The organism is Hydrogenophaga sp. T66, from assembly GCF_057219855.1.
In genome coordinates, this window is record NZ_JBXVVX010000002.1 from 245,073 (window position 1) to 265,654 (window position 20,582).

The window sequence follows — 20,582 nt, forward strand, 5'->3', positions numbered from 1 at the left end:
TTCGCAGGGAATGCACCGATTGTTTCGTCGTACTCACGTTTCGCGCCTCAAAAATAAGCACCGGTTGCCCGCTGCCAAAACAACAAACCATTCACAACCAACCTTCCGCCCACCCTCGCCGGCAGCCCGAGACCAACCGGCCTGCTCAAGCCCCGCTCAAGGCAAGGCGAATCTCCCGCGCCAGCGCGGGCCGCAGGTCCGGGCGCAGGTAACGCCCCACGCTCACGGACTGATTGCCGGACCGCAGCTCGATCAGCCGATCCCGGCCCTGCGGCGGTTGCACCCGCACCCACTCCCGAACAAACTCCCGCCGCGTCAGCCGACCGGCCGACTCGACTTCCACGATGAGCCGCCCGGCGTCCAGCCGGATGCGCTCCCCGTCGGTGGCCCGCCGGGCCCACAGCACCAGCGCCGTGGCGACCGCCAACAGCTCCAGCACCGCGAACGGCAGAACCAGCGTGGCGCCCATGCGCCAGAAGAAGGCTGCGACCCCCAGCGACACCACGCACAACGAGGCGTACAGCACCGCGACCTGGCGCGGGGTGATCGAACAATTGCGGCGCAAGGACCATTCGACGCCGTCTCCGGACCGGTACGCCCACCGCCACGCTTCGCTCGACTGATTCACACCCACCACCGGAGACGGGCCGGTGATCGCGTGTGACACGCACGCGCGATCGCTGGCGCCCTGCAGGGAAAATGCCCTCGGATTTTTCGAACGGGGGCGATTGTAGCGGCGCGCCACCCCCCATCCCCTGACAAAGCGTCCCGCCCGAGTCGGACAATTGGTCTTGACGCCCGCGGGCGTCAACGTCGTGTGCCACGCAGCATCGCGCGCATGTCGTCCAGTCCCACCCGGGACGACGTGGCCACCGGCACCCGCGGCTGGGGCTTGAAGGCGTGGCCGTAGACGATTTCCATGGTCAGGGTGAGGCGGCCATCGGGCTGCCGCGGCAAGCCGGATTCCAGCGCCTGCACCAGCCGGGCACGCCACGCCCGCCCGCGCGTGGCGGTGGCCCGAGCGCTCGCCAGGTTGCGCCCGAGGCCGCGCAACTCATCCAGCAGCGCATCGCCGCTGCTGTAGGTCAGCACCAGCCGCTCCATGTCCATGACGGGTTCGGCGAACCCGGCATGCACCAGCATGTCGCCCCAATCGTGCATGTCGGTGAACGCGTGCGCGGGCGCGGGCCAGCCCAGCCGGCCATACACGGCGCGAAGCTCCTGCAGGGAGTCCGGGCCGTGGCAAGAAAACATCAAAAAGCCGCCCACGTCGATCGCGCTGTGCCATTGGCGGATCAGCGCAGCGGGTCGGGGCACGGCGTGCAACAGCATATTCGCCCAGACCATGCCCACGCCCTGCCCGGGCTGCCACACCGGCGGGACCACCGGGGCGCGGCGGCGCAACGGGTTCCAGGTCGCCGGCGGCGCCTCGGCGGTGGCCCTTTGGGCGTCCTGCGGCCGCTCGCTGGCGACCCAGCACGGCGCCGCCGGCAGACGCTCGCGCAGCCGGCGGTGGGTTTGCACCCCGCCGTGCACCGGCTCCCAGTGCAGCCAACTCCGCGGCGGCTCGCGAAACCACTGCAACCGATCGGCCATGCGAGCGCCCACTTCCTCGTGGAGCCACGGGCTGACTGGCACAGAGCGGCGTATCCAGCGGGCGCTGGCGACCGGATCGAGACCGGGCACGGGCGTTTCTTCGGCGGCGGTGACGGTCATGGGCGACGATAGGGGGCGGGTCGAGCGAGGGGGGTTGGGGCCGGGGCGCGTCAGTATATTGAGCCGATGCATCCCGCCCGCCTTCGCCCTGCCCTGACGCCCTGGCTGCGCGGGCTGGTGGCGTGGCCGAGCGTGTGCGCGGTGTGCGGCGGGTGGCCGCGGGCGCCCGTTTGTCCGGCCTGCGTGGCCCGCTTCGCCGCCCCGCGGGCGCGCTGCGACACGTGCGCGCGCCCGGTGCCGGCGGAGGTGGTCCGCTGCGGCGCGTGCCTGCACGAGCCCGGTCCGCTGGACGCGTGCGTGGCGGCGGTGGACTACGCGTTTCCCTGGGACCGGCTGATCGCGCGTTTCAAGTTCCGCGGGGAGCCGGGCTGGGCCGATCCGCTGGTCCTGCGCCTGCTTGAGGCGCCCGGCGCGGCTGCCCTGATCGCGCAGGCCGACGTGATCGCACCGATCCCGATGCTTCCCGCCCGGCTGGCCGAGCGCGGTCACCACCCGGCGTGGGAACTGGCGCGCCGGCTGGCCGCTGACCGCCCGCGCGGGACCGCGCAGCCCGAGGCCCTGGTCCGCCTGCGCGACACGCCGGCGCAGCACCGGCTTGACGCGGGTGCCCGCCGGCTCAACCTGCGCGGCGCCTTCGCGCCCCACCCGGCCGTGGCGCCCCACCTGGTCGGGCGCCGGGTGCTGCTGGTGGACGATGTGTTCACCACCGGCGCCACACTCCACACCGCGGCGGCGGCACTGCGACAGGCCGGCTGCGCCGCGGTGACGGCGCTGGTCCTCGCGCGCACGCCGACACCGGCCTAGGGCCGAGCGCGCCACACGGCGCCGGGGCTAAGATCGCCGCCCCATGTTCCACGTCGTGCTCGTCCACCCGGAAATCCCGCCGAACACCGGCAACGTCATCCGCCTGTGCGCCAACACCGGCTGCGTGCTGCACCTGGTGGAGCCGCTGGGCTTTTCGATGGACGACAAGCAGTTGCGCCGCGCGGGGCTGGACTATCACGAGTTCGCGAGCGTGCGCCGGCACGCCGACTGGGAAGCGTTTCTGGCGAGCGAGCAACCGTCGCCGGAGCGGCTGTTCGCCTTCACGACCCACGGCAGCCACAGCGCCTTCGCCCAGACCTTCCAGCCCGGCGACTGGCTGGTGTTCGGCAGCGAAACGGCCGGTCTGCCGGTCGAGCTGCGCGAGCGTTTCCCGCCAGCCCAGCGCCTGCGCCTGCCCATGCGGGCGGGGCAGCGCAGCCTCAACCTGTCGAACGCGGTGGCGGTGAGCGTGTTCGAGGCGTGGCGGCAAAACCACTTCGAATCCGCCCCGGGCGTGACGCACATCACACCGCCGGCCGTCTGACCCCCTCTCCCGGCGGCGGCCGACGCTCCCATAATCGGCCGACACCGACCCGACCGGCCGCCAGCCGGCACCCGACGCCCATGGAGTTTCTTCGCCGCCTGCTGAAACCCTGGCTGAAGCCCAGCCGGGGTCCCGTGCGCGCCGCGCGCCTGAAAGACCTCGCCGCGATGCGGGCGCCGCTGCTGCGATGCATCGAGGACTGCTCCGGCCAGCGCGCCAGCCGCCTGCGGCAGCAGATCGAGGGAGCGGGCAGCGTCCAGGAGCTGTGGCTGCTGCGCCTCGATGCCTTCCAGCTCATCGCCCAGCGCCACAACCAGCGCGTGGCGGCTGAACGCATTGACAGCCTGTTGCGCGTGTTCGACGGCTGGGTGGACCCGCGTCAGCTCTCGCGGATCGGCTGATCCCCTTCTGGGCACTCAGGGGTAGCGACGCACCAGCGATTCGGCCACGCACACCGGCTTGTCGCTGCCTTCGCGCTCCACCGCCACGCTCCAGGTCATCTGCAGGCCGTCACCCGCGATCGGCTCGGCCGACAGCAGCGTCATGCGGGCCCGCAGGCGACTGCCCACCGGCACCGGGGCGGTGAACCGCACCCGGTTGAGGCCGTAGTTCACCCCCATGGAGGAGCCGCGCACGTCGAAAGCCGATTCGAAGAAGCGCGGCAGCAGCGACAGCGTGAGAAAGCCGTGCGCGATCGGCGCACCGAACGGCCCCGCCCGCGCCCGGTCGGGGTCGACATGGATCCACTGGTGATCGCCGGTGGCGTCGGCAAATTGATTGACCTGCGCCTGGGTGATCGTCACCCAGTCGCTGACGGCGACTTCCTGGCCGACGCAGGCGGCCAGCTCGGCCAGCGTGTCGAAGATCTTCATGCCGGCCACTGTAGGGCGGCGGCGAAAGGCCCCGTGTCGGGGCGGTGACAGGAGCGGGCCCGAGGCGGGCGGCGCCGCTCAGGCGTCGAGCCAGCGGCAGATGGGCGCCCACTGCTCCAGGTCACGCGCCACCCGGCCAGGCGCCACGTCGAACAGCGTGAGCCCGCGGGCGGCCAGGTGGATGTAGTTCTGGGTGTCACGCAAGTAAGCCAGCACCGGCAGCCCCAGCGTGGCCACGAACTCGGCCAGCTTGTCGGCAGCGATGGTGCGTGGATCAACCCGCATGCCGACCAGCCCGACGTCGAGCTTGCCGGCGTGACGCGACTCGGCGAGTTCGTCGAGAAAGGCGCGGGTGGCGTAGATGTCGAAGATGCTGGGCTGCAGGGGCACCAGCACCTTGTCGGCGACCTTCAGCGCGTCCTTGAAGCGCCAGCCGTGCAGGCCGGCCGGCGTGTCGAGCACGACGTGGGTGGTGTCTTTGGGCGGCCGGGCGATGAGGTCGTGGGAGACGTCCCACGAGCGGATCGGACGCGCCTCGGGCGGCCGCAGGCGAAGCCACAGGGCCGAGGACTGCTGGCGGTCGATGTCGCCGAGCATGACGGCGTGGCCCTGGCGGGCGAAATAGCCGGCGACGTTGGTCGACAGCGTGGACTTGCCCACGCCACCCTTGGGATTGGCCACCACCACGATCGGCATGCGGAACTCCTGGCTGAGTGCCTGTGTGCAGGCGGCCGCGCGGCCGCGGGAGGGTTGGGCGTCTATGGTAGCGCCGCGCGGGCGTCCCACAGCAGCTTCAGGCCGGTGAGCAGCATGCCGGCGTAGATGAAGCGGTAGAACAGCACCGGGTCGATGCGGTGGGCGATGCGCACGCCGATCCACACACCCACCGGGGCCAGCGGGAGCAACAGCAATGAGGTGCCGAGGTTGCGCGCGTCCAGCAGGCCCAGCCAGCCGTACGGCACCCACTTCGCCAGGTTGATGAAGAAGAAAAAGAAGGCCAGCGTGCCGGTGAAGCGCACCGGCGAGAGCTTCAGCGGGATGACGTAGGCGTTGATCGGCGGGCCGCCCGCGTGGGCGATGAAGCTGGTGAATCCCGACGTGGTGCTCAACAGGGCGCCCACCCAGCGCGGCGGGGGCGGACTGTCGGCCCGCGGCGGAAAGGCCAGGCGCTGGGCAAGAAACAGCAGCGTGAACGCCCCCACGATGCCCGCCACCAGGCGCGGGTCGAGCCATTTGAACAGCAGGGTGCCCACCACGATGCCCAGCAGGCCCCAGGGCAGCAGAAACCACAACAGCGCGCGGTCCACGTCTTTGCGGAAAGCCGCCATGCCCAGCAGGTCCATCACCAGCAGCACCGGCATCAGGATCGCGGCGGCTTGGGGCACGGTCACGGCCAGCGCCATCAGCGGCACCGCCAGCGAGCCGAAGCCGGCGCCGAATCCGCTTTTGCTGATGCCCAGCAGCAGCACGGCCGGGACGGCCACCGCGTAAAAGAACGGATCGGTGATGAAGGTCAGGGGCGGCACGTCGTGTGGCCGCACAATCGGCCCATGCAAAACGCACCATTGTGGGGGGAAACGCTGCGCTTGCTGGTGGAACTGTCGGCCACCGCCGCGTTTGCGCTGTCCGGCATCCTGGCTGGGGCCCGGCAACGGCTCGACGCGGTGGGTGTCTGCGTGGTGGGCTTCCTCGCCGCGTTCGGCGGCGGCACGCTGCGCGACCTGCTGCTCGATGTGCGGCCCTTCTTCTGGGTCGCACACGTTGACCTGCTGTGGGGCGTGCTGGTGCTGGCGGTGGCCGCGATGCTGTTTCTGCGCAGCCGGCATTTCGCGCTGACCGAGCGGGCCATCCAGTGGCCGGACGCGCTCGGCCTGGGCCTGTTCACAGCCAGCGGCGTGCACCAGGCGCTGGTGCTGGAGCTGCCGGCGCTGGTGGCGGTGATCATGGGGCTGATCACCGGCGTGGCCGGCGGCGTGCTGCGCGACGTGGTGTGCAACCAGATTCCGGCCGCCTTCAGCGACCACCGCCCCTACACCGTCTGCGCCTTTGCGGGCGGGTGGCTGTACGTGGGCCTGTGGCACGCGGGGGCCCCCGGCTGGGTGGCGCTGGGGCTGTGCGTGCTGGTCACCGCGGGCCTGCGCGGGCTGGCCCTCTGGCGCAACTGGCAATTGCCCGCCTGGCGGGTCTGAAGCCCCGCCAGCGCGACAATCGGGGCATGTTCACCCCCTCGCCCGAAGACGTGCGCCGCTTTTTCTGCGGCGTGCTGGCCAAGCAGCGCACCGGCCAGCCCATGGAAGCCATCGAAACCCTGGCCGGGCAGTGGATCGCCGAGCACCCCGAATACCACGCCGAGCTGTCGGACGTGGACGCGGCGGTGGCGGCCATTGGCCGCCCGGACGATCCGGGCCGAGAGAATCCCTTCCTGCACCTGTCGATGCACCTGTCCATCAGCGAGCAGTGCAGCATCGACCAGCCGGCGGGCATCCGGCAGGCGGTGGAGTTGCTCGCGGCGCGGCGCGACGACCTGCACGCCGCCCACCACGAGGTCATGGAGTGTCTCGGCCGCATGCTCTGGGAGAGCCAGCGGGCCGGCCGTCCACCGGATGGCCAGGCCTACATCGACGCCGTGCGCCGCCGCGCGACCGGCTGAGACGCCGACCACCCAGACCCCAAGAAAAAAGCCGCTCGGTGAGCGGCTTTTTGCAGGGAGAACCCCTTTTTATTTGAAGCGCGGCTGCGGCTTGACGCTCAGTTCGCCCTGCACCGACGCGAGGTACTTGGCGATTTCGCGCATTTCAGCGGGCGAATACTGCTTGGCGATGCCGGCCATGATGCCGTTGGAGCGGCCGATCACCGGGTTGCCTTCAACGGTGTAGGACTTCAGGGCCACGAAGAGGTAATCGGCGTGCTGGCCGCCCAGCTTGGGGTAGCTCGGGTCGATCGGCTTGCTGAAGTTGGCGCCGTGACAGGAAATGCAGGCGCCCTTTTCGATCAGCGCGGCCACCTTGGCCGACGCCGGCTTCGGCGTCTCGGGCGCGGGGGTGCCGGTGTGGGAGGCGTAATACGCGGCCAGATCGGCCATGTCCTGCTCGGTCAGGGAGCCGGCGATGCCGCGCATGGACGGGTGCTTGCGCTCGCCCTTCTGATACGCCTTGAGCGCGTTGACGATGTACGGACCGGTCTGGCCCGAGATCATCGGCACCTTGTGGATCTCGGGGAAGCTGTTCTGGTAGCCGGGGATGCCGTGGCAACCCACGCACATTTCCGCTTTTTTGGCGCCAGCGGCGACATCACCGGTCACGCCCTGGGCCAGCGCCGACGCGGCGGCCACGGAAAGCGTCGCTGCGGCGACAAGGGAGCGGGCGATCGTGGTCAACGGGTGATTCATTTTGCTAGCACAATGAAATGGTCGGCTGGAAAAACAGCCGCGGATTATAGGGGGGCCGCCTGGGCGGTCTCCTGACGCCAACCTCCACGCCGGGTCATCCATGAAATTCCAAGGTTCCGAGAACTACGTCGCCACCCAGGACCTGATGCTCGCGGTCAACGCCGCCATCACGCTCAAGCGCCCGCTGCTGGTCAAGGGCGAGCCCGGCACCGGGAAAACCATGCTGGCCGAAGAGGTGGCCCAGGCGCTGGGCATGCCGCTGCTGCAGTGGCACATCAAGAGCACCACCAAGGCGCAGCAGGGTCTGTATGAATACGACGCGGTCAGCCGGCTGCGCGACAGCCAGCTCAACACCACCGACAGCGCCGAGCGCGTGAAGGACATCCGCAACTACATCGTGCAGGGTGTGCTGTGGCAGGCTTTCACGGCCGAGCAGCCGGTGGCGCTGCTGATCGACGAAATCGACAAAGCCGACATCGAGTTCCCCAACGACTTGCTGCGCGAGCTCGACCGCATGGAGTTCTACTGCTACGAGACGCGCGAGCTGATCAAGGCCAAGCACCGTCCGCTGGTGTTCATCACCTCCAACAACGAAAAGGAGCTGCCCGACGCCTTCCTGCGCCGCTGCTTCTTCCACTACATCAAGTTCCCCGACGCCGAGACGATGCAAAAGATCGTCGACGTGCACTTCCCGACGCTGAAGAAAGACCTGCTGAAGGTCGCGATGAAGACCTTCTACGACGTGCGCAACCTGCCGGGTCTGAAAAAGAAGCCGAGCACGTCCGAGCTGCTGGACTGGCTCAAGCTGCTGATGGCCGAGGACATTCCGCTCGAAGCGCTGCAAAGTGCGGACGACAAGGTGTCGATCCCGCCGCTGGTGGGCGCGCTGCTGAAAAACGAGCAGGACACCACCCTGTTCGAGAAGCTGGTCTTCATGAACCAGAGAAATCGTTGACCGCCACGCCGTGCCGTCCGGCGGGCCGCCACGCGGCCTTGGGGCGGCCCGACACCGTCTTCCGTTGGAACCTCCGCCATGAGTGAAACACAGCGACTGTTGAAGGAAGGCCTGTCCGACGCGGTGGGCTTCGTCGGCGGCGCGCTGGCGGGCTTCTGGCTGGCGCGCTGGCTGGGTTTTGACCTGTTCGCCGAAGGCTACGGCACCGGCAGCATCGGGGCGATCATCGCCGTGGGGCTGGGGGGTGGCGCCGGGCTGCAGGCCGCGCGCGCCTGGCGCCGCGCGAGCGCCCGCAAGGAGTGAGCATGGCGTTTGTGGAACCCGTGGTGATGAAGGATCGGGGTATCCGTCTGGAGCCGCTGGAACTGGCGCACGAGGATGGCCTGCGGGCGGCCGCCGCCGACGGCCAGTTGTGGACGTTGCGGGTCACGTCGGTGCCTGAGCCGGATCAGACGCGCGCCTACATCGAGACCGCGCTGACCATGCGCGCCGAGGGCCACCGATTCGCGTTCGCCGTCATCGACGAGGCCAGCGGCACCGTGCTCGGCAGCACCAGCTTTCACGACATCCTGCCGGCGGTCAAGCGGGTGGAGATCGGCTACACCTGGTACTCGCAGCGGGTGCAGCGCACGCACGTGAACGCGACCTGCAAGCTGCTGATGATGAGCCACGCCTTCGACACGCTGGGCTGCCACGTGGTGGGCTGGCGCACCGACAACTTCAACTTCGCCTCGCAGGCTGCGATCGAACGCCTGGGCGCCCGGCGGGATGGCGTGATCCGGGGTAATGCGCTGCGGCGCGACGGCACCATCCGCGACACGGTGATGTACAGCATGCGCGCGGGCGAGTGGCCCGAGGCGCGCGCCCAACTGCTGTACCGGCTCAGCCGGTACGGTTGAACCCGACGGAGGCTTCGCCATGCTGATCGATTTCTTCTACACCCTGCGCGCGGCCAAGCTGCCGGTGTCGGTGAAGGAATACCTCACGCTGCTGCAGGCGTTGGAGGCCGATGTGGTGGGGCCGACCAACCCCGATGCCTGCAGCATGGACGACTTCTATTTCCTGGCGCGCACCGCGCTGGTGAAGGACGAGAAGCACTTCGACAAGTTCGACCGCGCCTTCGCCGCCTACTTCAAGGGCGTGGAGCTGATCGCGGATTTCACCAAGCCGATCCCGGCCGACTGGCTGCGCCAGGAGATGGAGCGCATCCTGTCGGAAGAGCAGAAGGCCAACGCGCCCAAGCTCGATTGGGACGAGCTGATGGAGACGCTGAAGAAGCGGCTGGAAGAGCAGAAGGAGCGCCACGAAGGCGGCAGCAAGTGGATCGGCACGGGTGGCACGTCCCCCTTCGGCCACGGCGGCCAGAACCCGCAGGGCGTGCGGATTGGCGGCAAGGGCGGCGGCAAGAGCGCGGTCAAGGTGTGGGAGCAGCGCGCCTACCGCGACTACGACGACACCCAGGAGCTCGGCACCCGCAACATCAAGGTCGCGCTGCGGCGGCTGCGCAAGTTCGCGCGCGAGGGCAACGACCTCGAACTCGACCTGCCCGACACCATCCGCAGCACCGCCGCCAACGCCGGCTGGCTCGACATCAAGATGATCCCCGAGCGGCACAACCACGTGAAGGTGCTGCTGCTGATGGACGTGGGCGGCACCATGGACGAACACATCCAGCGGGTCGAGGAGCTGTTTTCCGCCGTCAAGGGCGAGTTCAAGCACCTGGAGTTCTATTACTTCCACAACTGCGTCTACGACTTCATGTGGAAGAACAACCGGCGCCGCTACGCCGAGAAGTTCCCGACCTGGGACATCATTCGCAAGTACAACAAGGACTACAAGCTGATCTTCGTGGGCGACGCCACCATGAGCCCCTACGAAATCCTCCAGCCCGGCGGCAGCGTGGAATACAACAACGAGGAGGCCGGCGCCGAGTGGCTGCAGCGCCTCACCCACGCGTTCCCGAAGTTCGCGTGGATCAACCCGGAACCGCAGGGCGTCTGGCAGTATCGACAGAGCATCAGCATCATCCAGCAGCTCATGGGCCAGCGCATGTACCCGCTGACGCTCAAGGGCCTGGAAGACGCGATGCGGATGCTGTCGAAATGACGCGGGCATGACCCTGTTTGCTGCGGCCCGTCGGGCCGCTGGGCCCTGGGCCCTGTGGATCGGATGCGTGGGACTGGCGGGCGGCGGGCTCGCCAGCGGCGCTGCGCGCGCGCAAGACGGGGCGGCGCCCCCCACCGCCCGCGCAACGGCCGAACGACCCCGTGCGCCGCGCCCCCCGGCTGCGCCGCGCTTTGAGTTCGACTGGACCGCGCCCGATGAGCTGCTCCCGTTTCTGCAGCGCCACATTGAGCTGGAACGCTACCGGCGCCTGCGCAGCCTGGACGCGGGCGAGCTCAACCGCCTGATCGCCCAGGCGCCGGCCAACCTGCGCGAGCTGTTGGCCACGCAGGGCCACTTTTCGCCCCAGGTGTCGGTCGGCCTGCGCCCGGCGGCCACCGCCCCCTCGCCCGAGGCTGCGGACGACGACACCGACCCCGCCGACCCGGCCGGGAACGCCACCGCCCTGCCCTCGCTCGGCACGGTGGTGGTGGCGGTGACACCCGGACCGGCGGCCACGGTGCGGCGCGTGACCGTGTCGTGGCGCGGCCCGGTGGCGACCGACGACGGGGCGGCCGCGCAGCGCGAAGCCATCGCGCGCGAGGCCGCGGCCCTGGAGGGCGGGCGCTTCACCCAGGCGGCGTGGGATGGCACGAAAGGCGCCGCGGTGCGCGCGCTGGCGGCGCAGCGCTTCCCGGCGGCGCGCCTGTCCAACAGCCTGGCCGATGTGGACGCCACCGCCGCCGCGGTGGACCTCTACCTGGAGCTCGACAGCGGCGAGGCCGCCCGGTTCGGACCGGTCGTCGTGCAGGGCGCGGAGCGCTACGACGCGGCCACGGTGCAGCGCCTGGTGGCGCTGGCCGGCGTGACCCCCGGGGCGGACTACGACCTGGCCCGCCTGCAGCAGGCGCAGCAGCGCATCAGCGAAACCGGACAGTACGACAGCGCCTTTGTCTACGTCGACGCGGCCGGCGCCGATGGGCAGCTGCCGGTGGTGGTGCAGCTGCGGGAGAGTCGGCGGCAAAAGCTGGTGCTGGGCATCGGCGGGAGCACCGACAACGGCGCGCGCCTGTCGCTCGAACACACCCACAACCGCCTGCCCGGGATCGGCTGGCGCGCGCAGAGCGCGCTGCGGCTGGAGCGGCTGGACCGGCTGGCGCGCACCGCCTGGAGCGCGCCGGTGGACGATGACGGCTGGCGCTGGATCACCGAGGGCCAGCTGGCCCGCCAGCTCACCGACAACACCACCACCGACAGCCAGCGCCTGCGCGCCGGCCGCGCGCAGGATGGCGAAGCCTACGACCGCAGCGTGTACCTGCAGTTCGACCGGGCGCGGGTGACCAACCCGGTGCTCGGGCGCGACGAGACCGAGGCCGCGCTGACGGCCAACATGGCCTGGACGCGGCGGCGCTTCGACGACCCGATCACGCCGCGGCGCGGCCACGGCCTGTCGGTCGAGGCCGGGCTGGGCACCACGCTGGGCAGCGAGCGCCAGCCGTTCGCCCGCGCCCAGGCGCGCTGGCTCGGGCTGTGGCCGCTGGACCGCGAGGCCAGCGCCTGGCCGCGCTGGGGCCGGCTCGCGCTGCGGCTGGAGGGCGGCGCCGTGGCCGCGCGCGACGGCGTGCGCCTGCCGGAGACCCAGCTCTTTCTCACCGGCGGGGACAACACGGTGCGCGGCTATGGCCTGCGCGAGATCGGGGTGCCGCAGGCGGATGGCTCGGTCGCGGCCGGACGCACGAAGGCGGTGATCAGCCTCGAGTGGCAACGCCCGGTCGGTGGGGAGGGCGGCAGCGGCGGCAACAGCGGCAGCGGCGGCCCGGGCCGCAGCGCCACACCGTGGGAACACGTGGTGTTCATCGACGGTGGCGCGGTGGCCGACCGCGCCCGCGACCTGCGGCCGCGCTGGGGCGTGGGCACGGGTGTGCGATACAACAGCCCGGTCGGTCCGCTGCAGGCCGACCTCGCCTACGGCCTGGAGACGCGAAAGTGGCGGCTGCACCTGAGCGTCGGGTTTGTGTTCTGAGGCCTGCACCATGAGCCCGCCCGACGCGCCCGCACCACCCCAGCCACCCCGCCCGCCGGCGTGGCCGCGCGCGCGCAGCGGGCTGGCCGCGCTCGCCGCGGGCGGCGCCCTCACCCTGGCCGCCGCGCTCGGCGGCGCGTGGTGGTGGGCGGGCAGCGAGGGCTCGCTGGCACAAACGATGCGCTGGGCCGAGCGCGCGCTGGCCGACCGGCCGGCGCTCGGCGCCTTGGCGGTCCACGGGGCGCGCGGCAGCCTGCGCCACGGCGGCACGATCGAGCGCCTGGACTGGTCGCGCGACGGCCTGGGCGTGCACGCCGAGGGGGTGAAGCTCACGCTGACCGGCCGCTTCTGGCGCCGCCTGCTCAGCGGGCGCGGCGTGTTTGTGCAGGCCCTGCACGCCGACCGGCTGCGCATCGACGACCGCCGTTCCCCCGACCCCGCCTCCGCCGCGCCCCCCACCGACCTGGGCCTGCCGGTGGCGGTGCGCCTGGGCTGGTCGGTGGACACGCTGGTGTGGGGCGCGGCCGACGCCGGCCCGCTGGCGCGCGGCCTGCGCGGGCGCTACAGCCACGGTGCTTCGCCGGAAGCCACCGCGCTGGGCGTGCGCGAGGCCCACCTGCTCACGCTGGAGCAGATCGACATCGCCGGTGGCCGCTACCAGGCCACGCTGGCGCTCGGCGCCGCCGGCCACCTGCCGCTGCGGCTGGACATCACCGGGCGGGTGGACGACGCGCCCGTGCCCGGCGGCGCGGCCGTGTCGCTGCAGGCCGAGGCCCAGGTGGCCGGCGCGCTCGGCGGCGCCGACGCCAGCCTGCAGGCCCGCGCCCGCCTCCAGCCCGACACCGCCGCCGGTGCGACCCCCACGCTGGCCGCCACCGCCACGCTGCGGCCCTGGGCCGCGCAGCCGCTGACCGAGGCCGACCTGCGACTGCATCAGCTCGACGTCGGCCGGCTGTGGCCACAGGCCCCCACCACCGCGCTCAGCGGCACCGCCCGCGCCCAGCCCGCCGCCGGCGGCGGCTGGACCGCCGCCCTCGACCTGAGCAACGCCCTGCCCGGCCCGGCCGACCGCCAGCGGCTGCCGCTGGCCAGCCTGCGGGTGCGCTTGCATCACGATCCCGATGGACGCTGGCGGGCCGACGAGCTGGTCAGCGCGGTGGGCGGCGGCGAGGTGCGCGGCGAGGGCCATTGGCAGCCGGCCGCCTCGCCGCGCGGCACCGGCGCGCTCGACCTGCGGCTGCGCGGCGTGAACCCGGCGCTGCTGTGGAGCCGACTCGCGCCGGCCGCGCTCGACGGGGCGGTCACGGCCGACGCCGGCGAGGCGCTGCGCCTCAGCGCCGACCTCGCCCCGGCCAGCCGCCAGCCCCGCGCCAGCGCCGCCGACGCACTGCGTCTGCGCGAAGGGCGCCTGCGCGGGCGCTGGTTGCCGGCGTCGGCCGACTGGCGGGCCGGCACGCTGGAGATCGACACCTTGCGCCTGCGCGCGCTCGACGGTGAACTCACCGCGCAAGGCCGCTGGACGCGCGGCACCCCCGCCGCCCGCGGCACGCTGCAGCTCGCGCTGCCCGGGCTGAACGCCGAGGCGCGCGGCGCGATCGCCGCCCGCGAAGGCGGCGGCACCCTGCGGCTGGCGCTGGACGACGCGCGCCGGGCGCTCGCCTGGGCGCACAGCCTGCGCGCCGCGCCGTGGATCGGCCCCGCGCTGGCGCAAGCCTGGCCCGCCCTGGCCAGCGCCCAGGCCAGCGGCCGCGCCACCGCCAGCCTGCGCTGGGACGGCGGCCTCGGCGGCTTCGGCCTGCCCGGCGGCGCCCCGGCCGCGCCGCCCACGCTCGACCTCGACCTGCAGGCGCGCGACCTGAACGTCAGCGTCACCGCCGCCGGCGACGGCCAGCCGCCGTGGCGCGGGGACCGGCTGGAGGCGCGGCTGCGCGGCCGCGCCGACGAACTCGCGCTGCGCCTCACCGCCGGGGCCGGCCACGGCGCCTGGAGCGGCACCGTCGACACCGCCGGCCAGCTGCGCCTGCGCCCGGTCGGCCGACCCGGATGGCCCGACGGACAGCTCCACCTCGACCGCCTCGGCGCCACCCTGCGCGACGCCCGCCGCGCCAGCGCCCCGGTGGTGTGGTCCCTCGACAGCCTGAGCGCCCCCACGCTGTCCTGGAGCGGACTCGACAGCCGCCCCCGGTGGGACGCGGGCAGTGCCCGCTGGACGCTCGCCCCGCGGGTGGAGCGCGCCGCGCGCGCGGCGGGCGCCGGTGGCGCGGCCGGCGCGGTGACCCTGGGCTGGAGTCGCCTGCGCTGGGAGGCCGGCGCCCTCACCACCGACGGCACGCTCGACGACCTGCCGCTGGCCTGGGTGGACGCCCTCGCGGCCGACCCCGACATCGGCGCCGATGCCCCGGGGCCGCTGGCGCGCGCCGGCGTCGGCGGCGACCTGCGGCTGGGCGGTGCGTGGTCGGTCGAACTGCCGGCCGAGGCGGACCGCCCGCCGCGCGTCAGCGCCTCGCTGGAGCGACGCGCCGGCGACCTCGCGCTGCAGGTGTTCGCCGGGGCCGACGGCAGCGTGGACGACAGCCGCGTGCTGGCCGGGCTGCGCGAAGCGCGCCTGCGCGTGGCCACCGACGGGCGTGCGCTGCGGGCGCAACTGCGCTGGGACAGCGAGCGGGCGGGCGAAGCCAGCGCCGATCTCGAGACCGCCCTCGCCCCACCCGACGGCACCCACCCCGCCTGGCACTGGCCCGCGCAGGCGCCGCTGCGCGGCAGCCTGACCGCGCGGCTGCCGCAGGTGGGCGTGTGGTCGGCGCTGGCGCCGCCGGGCTGGCGCGTGCGCGGCACGGTGGCGCTGCAGGCGCGGGTGGACGGCCAGCGCGATGCGCCGCGCTGGAGCGGTCAGCTGCAGGGCGACGACATGGCCGTGCGCTCGGCGGTCGATGGCGTGGCCTTCATCAACGGCCAGCTGCGCGCCACGCTCGACGGCGACCGCCTGAGCATCGACCGCCTCGCCCTCGAAGGCCGCGGCGGCGCCGCCCGCGGCGGCACCCTGGTCGCCAGCGGCAGCGCGCGCTGGCGCACGACCGACACCGACGGCCCGCGCCGCCTGCAGCCCCTGATCGAGCTGCAGGCCACGGCCACCCGGCTGCGCGCCTCGGTCCGCCCCGACCGGCGCCTCACCGCGTCGGGCACGGTGCAGGCCCGGCTCGACGGCCCTCGCCTCACCCTGCGCGGCGGCCTGCGCGCCGACGAGGCGCTGATCCTGCTGCCCGACGAACTCGCGCCCACGCTGGGCAGCGACGTGGTCGTGCGCGGCACCACACGCCCCCCCGAACCCGACGGCCTGCGCGTGGTGCCCGACGTGCAGCTTGACCTTGACCTGGGCCCGCGTTTCGAGATGCGTGGCCAGGGCATCGACACCCGGCTCGAGGGCCAACTCAGCGTGCGCAGCACCGCCGCGCTGCCCACGCCGCGCCTGCTCGGCGAGGTGCGCACCGCCGCCGGCAGCTACCGCGCCTACGGCCAGCGCCTGAGCATCGAGACCGGCGTGCTGCGCTTCACCGGCCCGCCCGACAACCCCACGCTGGACATCACCGCCGTGCGACCCAACAGCGCCCAGCGCGTGGGCGTGCAGATCGGCGGCACCGCGCAGGCCCCGCGCGTGCGCCTGTTCAGCGAGCCCGAGCTGCCCGACAGCGAAAAGCTCGCCTGGCTGGTGCTCGGGCGCCCGGCCAGCGGCGCCGGCGCCGAAGCCGCCGTGCTTCAACAAGCCGCGCTGGCGCTCATCGCCGGCCGCGGCGGCGACCCGGCCGGCGGCCTCGCAGGCGCCTTCGGGCTCGACAGCATCGGCGTGAGCACCGGCACACCCAACGCCGACGGCACCCCCGGCGCCGGCGCGCTCACGCTGGGCAAGCGCCTCACCAACGATCTCTACCTCAGCTACGAGCGCAGCCTCGCCGGCGCCCTCGGCACCGTCGCCGTCTTCTACGACCTCTCCCGCCGCGTCACCCTGCGCGCCAGCGCCGGCGCCGAAAACGCGGTCGACCTGATCTTCACGCTGCAGTACGACTGAGGTCCGCAGCCGACCCGCGCGCCCCACCCCGGCCGATACAATCCGCCGCCGCGCCGCCATAGTTCAATGGATAGAACGAGCGCCTCCTAAGCGCTAGATACAGGTTCGATTCCTGTTGGTGGTGCCAGGCCGTTCAAGGCCGGGCGGCGGCGCCGGCCGCCTGGCGCGCCGCGGCGTTGCGGCGGATCGCGCCGCTGATGCGGCCCAGGCCCAGGCCGATCATGACGAAGCCCACCAGGATGACCACGCGGTGGGTCAGCTCGTTGACCTCCACCGGCAGATGAAAGTGCTGGTCAAGCACGGTTTCGGTGAGGTGGGCCAGACCCAGGATCAACGCCCCGGCCGACACGCGGCGCATGGCGCCACCCAGAGGCCCGCTCAGCCGGGCGGCGACGGCGTTCCACGCCAGCCAGAAGCCGATGGCGACCAGCACCAGGTCAAGCAGGAAATTCATGAGATCAATGGGGTCTTGCAGCATGGATGCCTCCGTGAAGAAACGGTGGATGACGGCATCTCCCTGCGTCGCCCCGGACGGTCGCGAGGCGGTCTGTGCACCGCAGCCGGGCGGTGGGGCCGTCCATGCTCCGGCGAACCTGCCCGGCAGGCCCATACGGCCAAGGCAGTAGTCCGGCTGGGCGGGCCTCGGCGTCAGCGCGCGCGCAGCGTGCGGCTGAGCAGGATCACCGGGACCAGCCCCACCAGCACCAGCGCCAGCGCGGGCAGCGCGGCTTCACCCAGGCGCTCGTCGCGGGCGAGCTGGTAGGTGACGACGGCGAGGGTGTCGCTGTTGAAGGGCCGCAGCACCAGCGTGGCGGGCAGCTCCTTCATGACGTCCACGAACACCAGCAGCAGCGCGGCCAGCGTGGCGCGGCGCAGCAAGGGCGCGTGCACGCGCCGGGCCAGGCCCAGGCCGGTGATGCCCAGCATGCGGGCGGAGTCGTCCAGCGTGGGGGGCACGCGGGCGTAGCCGCTTTGCACCGACTGCAGCGCCACCGCCGTGAAGCGGACCAGGTAGGCCCAGACGATGCCCAGCGCGGTGGCCGTGATCCAGTAGCTGGCGGTGGAATCGGGCCGCGCCGCCTGCCACCAGCCCACCGGCAGCAGCAGGCCCACCACGACCACCGCGCCGGGCACGGCGTAGCCCAGGCTGGCGAGCTGGACGCTGCCGCGCGTGAGCGGGCCGGGGCGCACGCGCAGCGCAAACGCCAGCGCCAGCGCCAGGCCGGTGGCCAGCAGGGCCGACACGCCGGCCAGCACCACGCTGTGCCGCGCCCATTGCACAAAAGAGCACCACGGCAGCTCGCCCCAGCCGCCGATGAGCGGACGCAGCATGAACAGCACCGGCAACACAAAACCGGCCAGCACCGGCAGCGCGCACAGCGCGACGGCCAGGGCCGCCCGGCCGCCGCGCAGGCGCACCGGCTGGGCCTCGGCGCTGCCGGCCCGCTGGCCGCGCAGCGCGGCAAAGCGCATGCGCCGCTGGGCGCGCTGCTCCAGCCAGAGCAGCAGCGCCACGGTGGCCAGCAGCAGGGTGGCGAGCTGCGCGGCGGCCACGCGGTTGTCCATCGCCAGCCAGGCCTTGTAGATGCCGGCGGTGAAGGTCTGGATGCCGAAATAGCTGGCCACGCCGAAATCGGCCAGCGTTTCCATCAGCGCCAGCGCCACGCCGGCGGCCACGGCCGGGCGGGCCAGCGGCAGGGCCACCTCGCGGATGCGGCGCGACAGCGGCGCGCCCAGCAGCCGCGCGGCTTCCATGAGCTGCGCCGCGCGTTCGGCCAGCGCGGTGCGCGCCAGCAAATACACATAGGGATAGAGGGTGAAGGTGAACACCCACACAGCCCCGGGCGTGCTGCGCACCTCGGGCAACAGCCGGCCCTGCAGCCCGAAGGTCTCGCGCAACCCCACCTGCAGCGGCCCGCTGAACTGCAGGAAATCGGTGTAGGCGTAGGCCACCACGTACGCCGGCATGGCCAGCGGCAGGAGCAGCGCCCACTCGAAGGTGCGGCGGCCGGGGAAGTCGAACAGCGTGACGGCGCAGGCGCTGAGCATGCCCACCAGCGCCACGCCCACCGCCACGCTCAGGCACAGCACGAGCGAGGTCGCCACATAGTCCGGCAACACGGTCTGCGCCATCTGCGCCAGCACGTCGCGGGCCGCGGCGTCGAACGAGAACCACGACGCCCCCAGCGCCAGCACCGGCAGGACCAGCAAGGCAACGATCAGGGCGAGGACGGCCAGGGGCAGCCAGCGGAGCATGGGAATCCGGGGACGGGTATCGGTCGGCGATCGCGGGGGGATCGGGCGTTGAACGGAGTGGGCCGGGGCCGCCGGCGGCAGCTTGACCGGCGCGAAGACCCGCGGCCATGACCCAGATCAACACAAATGAGAATTGTAGTTATCTACAATCGAATCCATGTTCTTAGAGGTCTCCCAGCTTCAGGTCCGCTACGCCGGCGCCGCCAGCGCGGCGGTGGACGGCGTGAGCCTGGGCCTGCGGGCGGGGGAGATCGGTGTGCTGATCGGGCCGTCCGGCTGCGGCAAGACCACGCTGCTGCGCGCGGTGGCCGGGCTGGAACGCGCCAGCGGCGGGCGCATCGCGCTCGGCGGCGAGACGGTGAGCGAGGCGGGCCGCCATGTGCCGGCCGAGCAGCGGCGCATCGGCATGGTGTTTCAGGACTACGCGCTGTTTCCGCACCTCGACGTGGCGCGCAACGTGGCCTTCGGCATCGACCGCCTGCCCCGCCGCGAGCGCGAGGCGCGGGTGCAGGAGGTGCTGCGGCTGGTGGGGCTGGACGGGCTGCACGCCCGCTACCCCCACGAGCTCTCCGGCGGCCAGCAGCAGCGCGTCGCGCTGGCGCGGGCGCTGGCGCCCAACCCGCGGCTGCTGTTGCTCGACGAGCCGTTCTCCAACCTCGACGTGGACCTGCGCGAGCGCCTGGCGCACGAGGTGCGCGGCATCCTCAAGGCGGCCAACGCCACCGCGCTGTTCGTCACCCACGACCAGCTCGAAGCCTTTGCCATCGGCGACCGCATCGGCGTGATGCACGACGGCCACCTGCACCAGTGGGACGACGCCTACGCGCTCTACCACCGGCCGGCCACCCGCTTCGTGGCCGAGTTCATCGGCCACGGCGTGTTCGCGCCGGCGCAGATCCTGCAACACGGGCGCGAGGTGTCGGTGCAGACGCCGCTGGGCCCACTGCAGGACGTGGAGGAATGCCCGTTGCCCACCGCCTACGAAGACGGGCTGTGCGACGTGCTGCTGCGGGCCGACGACATCGTGCACGACGACGACGCGCCGGTGAAGGCGCAGATCCTGCGCAAGGCGTTTCGCGGCTCGGAGTTTCTGTACACGCTGCGGCTGGGCAGCGGTGAAACGCTGATGACCCATGTGCCCTCGCACCACGACCACGCCGTGGGCGAGTGGATCGGCATCCGCGCCCAGGTGGACCACGTGGTCACCTTCCAGCGCGGCGGCGGCGCTTCCAGCCCGCCGGCACCCGGCGTGCACCGCGGCGCGCCGGCGGCGGGCTGAGCGCCCGCGCGCCCGACCCGCCTCCCGCCCCAACAGCTCAGTGCTTGTGGCCGCTGTGGCCGCCATGGCTGCCGTGGCTGCCATGGTCGTGGGCCCCCGCCGCTGCTGCAGCGGCGCGGGCCGTGGCCTTGACCTCCAGCGTCTGGCGCTGGCCGTCGGCGCCTTCGAGCGTGAGCGTCAGCGGCACCACATCGCCCGCCTTCACCGGCGCCTTCAGGTCCATCAGCATCACGTGGTAGCCGCCCGGCTTGAGCGCCACCGTCTGGCCGGCCGGCAAGGCGAGCGCGGGCACGGCGCGCATGCGCATCACGTCGCGGTCCATCGCCATTTCGTGGATCTCGGTCACGCCGGCCACCGGCGAGGACGCCGCCACCACCTTCAGCGGCACCTGGGCCGTCAGCTGCATGAAGGCACCGGTGGCCTTCTGCTGCGCCACGGTGGGCCGCACCCACGCGTCGCTCACCGCCACCGGCGCGGCCGCCTGGGCCCACACCGTCGCGGCCACACCCCACGCGGCCAGGCCGCCCCACAGCGTCTTCGATCGAAACATCATCATCAACTCCTTGGCGCCGGCGCCTC

General features: G+C 72.4%; 21 protein-coding genes and 1 tRNA gene. 13 read left to right on the plus strand and 9 right to left on the minus strand.

Features of this window, described 5'->3' with window-relative positions:
• Nucleotides 1-145 precede the first annotated feature (145 nt).
• Both AC2D80_RS10150 and AC2D80_RS10155 read right to left on the minus strand, forming a co-directional pair.
• On the minus strand, nucleotides 146-565 hold the full coding sequence (locus AC2D80_RS10150) for a DUF2244 domain-containing protein (protein ID WP_484632898.1): 420 nt from the start codon (nucleotides 563-565) through the stop codon (nucleotides 146-148).
• 242 nt (nucleotides 566-807) lie between these two features.
• Nucleotides 808-1,716, minus strand: coding sequence for a biotin synthase (locus AC2D80_RS10155; protein WP_484632899.1), 909 nt, complete (start codon nucleotides 1,714-1,716; stop codon nucleotides 808-810).
• A gap of 66 nt (nucleotides 1,717-1,782) precedes the next feature.
• Between AC2D80_RS10155 and AC2D80_RS10160 the strand changes: the two genes are divergently transcribed.
• From AC2D80_RS10160 to AC2D80_RS10170, 3 genes are all read left to right on the plus strand, one after another.
• Nucleotides 1,783-2,520 carry a phosphoribosyltransferase family protein gene (locus AC2D80_RS10160; protein WP_484632900.1) on the plus strand — a complete coding sequence of 246 codons (738 nt, stop codon included), beginning with the start codon at nucleotides 1,783-1,785 and terminating at the stop codon, nucleotides 2,518-2,520.
• A gap of 43 nt (nucleotides 2,521-2,563) precedes the next feature.
• Nucleotides 2,564-3,064, plus strand: coding sequence for a tRNA (uridine(34)/cytosine(34)/5-carboxymethylaminomethyluridine(34)-2'-O)-methyltransferase TrmL (gene trmL / locus AC2D80_RS10165; RefSeq protein ID WP_484632901.1), 501 nt, complete (start codon nucleotides 2,564-2,566; stop codon nucleotides 3,062-3,064).
• Nucleotides 3,065-3,144: 80 nt separating this feature from the next.
• Entirely contained in the window at nucleotides 3,145-3,465 is a 321-nt protein-coding gene (locus tag AC2D80_RS10170; RefSeq protein ID WP_484632902.1) for a hypothetical protein, read from the plus strand.
• A gap of 15 nt (nucleotides 3,466-3,480) precedes the next feature.
• On the opposite strand, the gene AC2D80_RS10175 is transcribed toward AC2D80_RS10170, so the two are convergent.
• The 3 genes from AC2D80_RS10175 to AC2D80_RS10185 all read right to left on the minus strand — a co-directional run bounded on the left by AC2D80_RS10175 (nucleotide 3,481) and on the right by AC2D80_RS10185 (nucleotide 5,462).
• Nucleotides 3,481-3,936 (minus strand): MaoC family dehydratase, encoded by a 456-nt coding sequence (locus tag AC2D80_RS10175; protein ID WP_484632903.1) that lies wholly within the window; start codon nucleotides 3,934-3,936, stop codon nucleotides 3,481-3,483.
• Between the two features lie 78 nt (nucleotides 3,937-4,014).
• Nucleotides 4,015-4,632 (minus strand): nucleotide-binding protein, encoded by a 618-nt coding sequence (locus AC2D80_RS10180; RefSeq protein ID WP_484632904.1) that lies wholly within the window; start codon nucleotides 4,630-4,632, stop codon nucleotides 4,015-4,017.
• Between the two features lie 62 nt (nucleotides 4,633-4,694).
• Nucleotides 4,695-5,462: a sulfite exporter TauE/SafE family protein gene (locus AC2D80_RS10185; RefSeq protein WP_484632905.1), complete on the minus strand. Its 768-nt coding sequence runs from the start codon at nucleotides 5,460-5,462 to the stop codon at nucleotides 4,695-4,697.
• 24 nt (nucleotides 5,463-5,486) lie between these two features.
• On the opposite strand from AC2D80_RS10185, the gene AC2D80_RS10190 reads away from it, so the two are divergent.
• Both AC2D80_RS10190 and AC2D80_RS10195 read left to right on the plus strand, forming a co-directional pair.
• On the plus strand, nucleotides 5,487-6,125 hold the full coding sequence (locus AC2D80_RS10190; protein WP_484632906.1) for a trimeric intracellular cation channel family protein: 639 nt from the start codon (nucleotides 5,487-5,489) through the stop codon (nucleotides 6,123-6,125).
• Nucleotides 6,126-6,151: 26 nt separating this feature from the next.
• Nucleotides 6,152-6,586, plus strand: a complete 435-nt coding sequence (locus AC2D80_RS10195) for a DUF1841 family protein (protein WP_484632907.1) — start codon at nucleotides 6,152-6,154, stop codon at nucleotides 6,584-6,586.
• 69 nt (nucleotides 6,587-6,655) lie between these two features.
• On the opposite strand, the gene AC2D80_RS10200 is transcribed toward AC2D80_RS10195, so the two are convergent.
• Nucleotides 6,656-7,324, minus strand: a complete 669-nt coding sequence (locus tag AC2D80_RS10200; protein ID WP_484632908.1) for a c-type cytochrome — start codon at nucleotides 7,322-7,324, stop codon at nucleotides 6,656-6,658.
• 100 nt (nucleotides 7,325-7,424) lie between these two features.
• Here AC2D80_RS10200 and AC2D80_RS10205 point away from each other — a divergent pair, with 100 nt between their 5' ends.
• From AC2D80_RS10205 to AC2D80_RS10235, 7 genes are all read left to right on the plus strand, one after another.
• Nucleotides 7,425-8,279: an AAA family ATPase gene (locus tag AC2D80_RS10205; RefSeq protein WP_484632909.1), complete on the plus strand. Its 855-nt coding sequence runs from the start codon at nucleotides 7,425-7,427 to the stop codon at nucleotides 8,277-8,279.
• A 78-nt stretch (nucleotides 8,280-8,357) separates the two neighbouring features.
• The gene (locus tag AC2D80_RS10210) at nucleotides 8,358-8,582 is read left to right on the plus strand and encodes a hypothetical protein (RefSeq protein WP_484632910.1); all 225 of its coding nucleotides are present in this window, start codon (nucleotides 8,358-8,360) and stop codon (nucleotides 8,580-8,582) included.
• Between the two features lie 2 nt (nucleotides 8,583-8,584).
• Nucleotides 8,585-9,178 carry a GNAT family N-acetyltransferase gene (locus AC2D80_RS10215; protein WP_484632911.1) on the plus strand — a complete coding sequence of 198 codons (594 nt, stop codon included), beginning with the start codon at nucleotides 8,585-8,587 and terminating at the stop codon, nucleotides 9,176-9,178.
• 19 nt (nucleotides 9,179-9,197) lie between these two features.
• Nucleotides 9,198-10,385 (plus strand): vWA domain-containing protein, encoded by a 1,188-nt coding sequence (locus AC2D80_RS10220; protein WP_484632912.1) that lies wholly within the window; start codon nucleotides 9,198-9,200, stop codon nucleotides 10,383-10,385.
• Between the two features lie 7 nt (nucleotides 10,386-10,392).
• Nucleotides 10,393-12,405, plus strand: coding sequence for an autotransporter assembly complex protein TamA (locus AC2D80_RS10225; protein WP_484632913.1), 2,013 nt, complete (start codon nucleotides 10,393-10,395; stop codon nucleotides 12,403-12,405).
• A gap of 10 nt (nucleotides 12,406-12,415) precedes the next feature.
• Complete coding sequence (locus tag AC2D80_RS10230; protein WP_484632914.1) at nucleotides 12,416-16,468, plus strand: translocation/assembly module TamB domain-containing protein; 4,053 nt, start codon at nucleotides 12,416-12,418, stop codon at nucleotides 16,466-16,468.
• 52 nt (nucleotides 16,469-16,520) lie between these two features.
• A tRNA-Arg gene (locus tag AC2D80_RS10235) sits at nucleotides 16,521-16,595 on the plus strand.
• Nucleotides 16,596-16,601: 6 nt separating this feature from the next.
• Here AC2D80_RS10235 and AC2D80_RS10240 read toward each other — a convergent pair.
• Entirely contained in the window at nucleotides 16,602-16,946 is a 345-nt protein-coding gene (locus AC2D80_RS10240) for a hypothetical protein (RefSeq protein ID WP_484632915.1), read from the minus strand.
• A 170-nt stretch (nucleotides 16,947-17,116) separates the two neighbouring features.
• Entirely contained in the window at nucleotides 17,117-18,724 is a 1,608-nt protein-coding gene (locus AC2D80_RS10245) for an ABC transporter permease (RefSeq protein WP_484632916.1), read from the minus strand.
• A 157-nt stretch (nucleotides 18,725-18,881) separates the two neighbouring features.
• Here AC2D80_RS10245 and AC2D80_RS10250 point away from each other — a divergent pair, with 157 nt between their 5' ends.
• Nucleotides 18,882-20,003 carry an ABC transporter ATP-binding protein gene (locus AC2D80_RS10250; protein ID WP_484632917.1) on the plus strand — a complete coding sequence of 374 codons (1,122 nt, stop codon included), beginning with the start codon at nucleotides 18,882-18,884 and terminating at the stop codon, nucleotides 20,001-20,003.
• A gap of 37 nt (nucleotides 20,004-20,040) precedes the next feature.
• Here AC2D80_RS10250 and AC2D80_RS10255 read toward each other — a convergent pair whose 3' ends face one another.
• Entirely contained in the window at nucleotides 20,041-20,556 is a 516-nt protein-coding gene (locus AC2D80_RS10255; protein ID WP_484632918.1) for a copper chaperone PCu(A)C, read from the minus strand.
• Nucleotides 20,557-20,582: the final 26 nt, after the last annotated feature.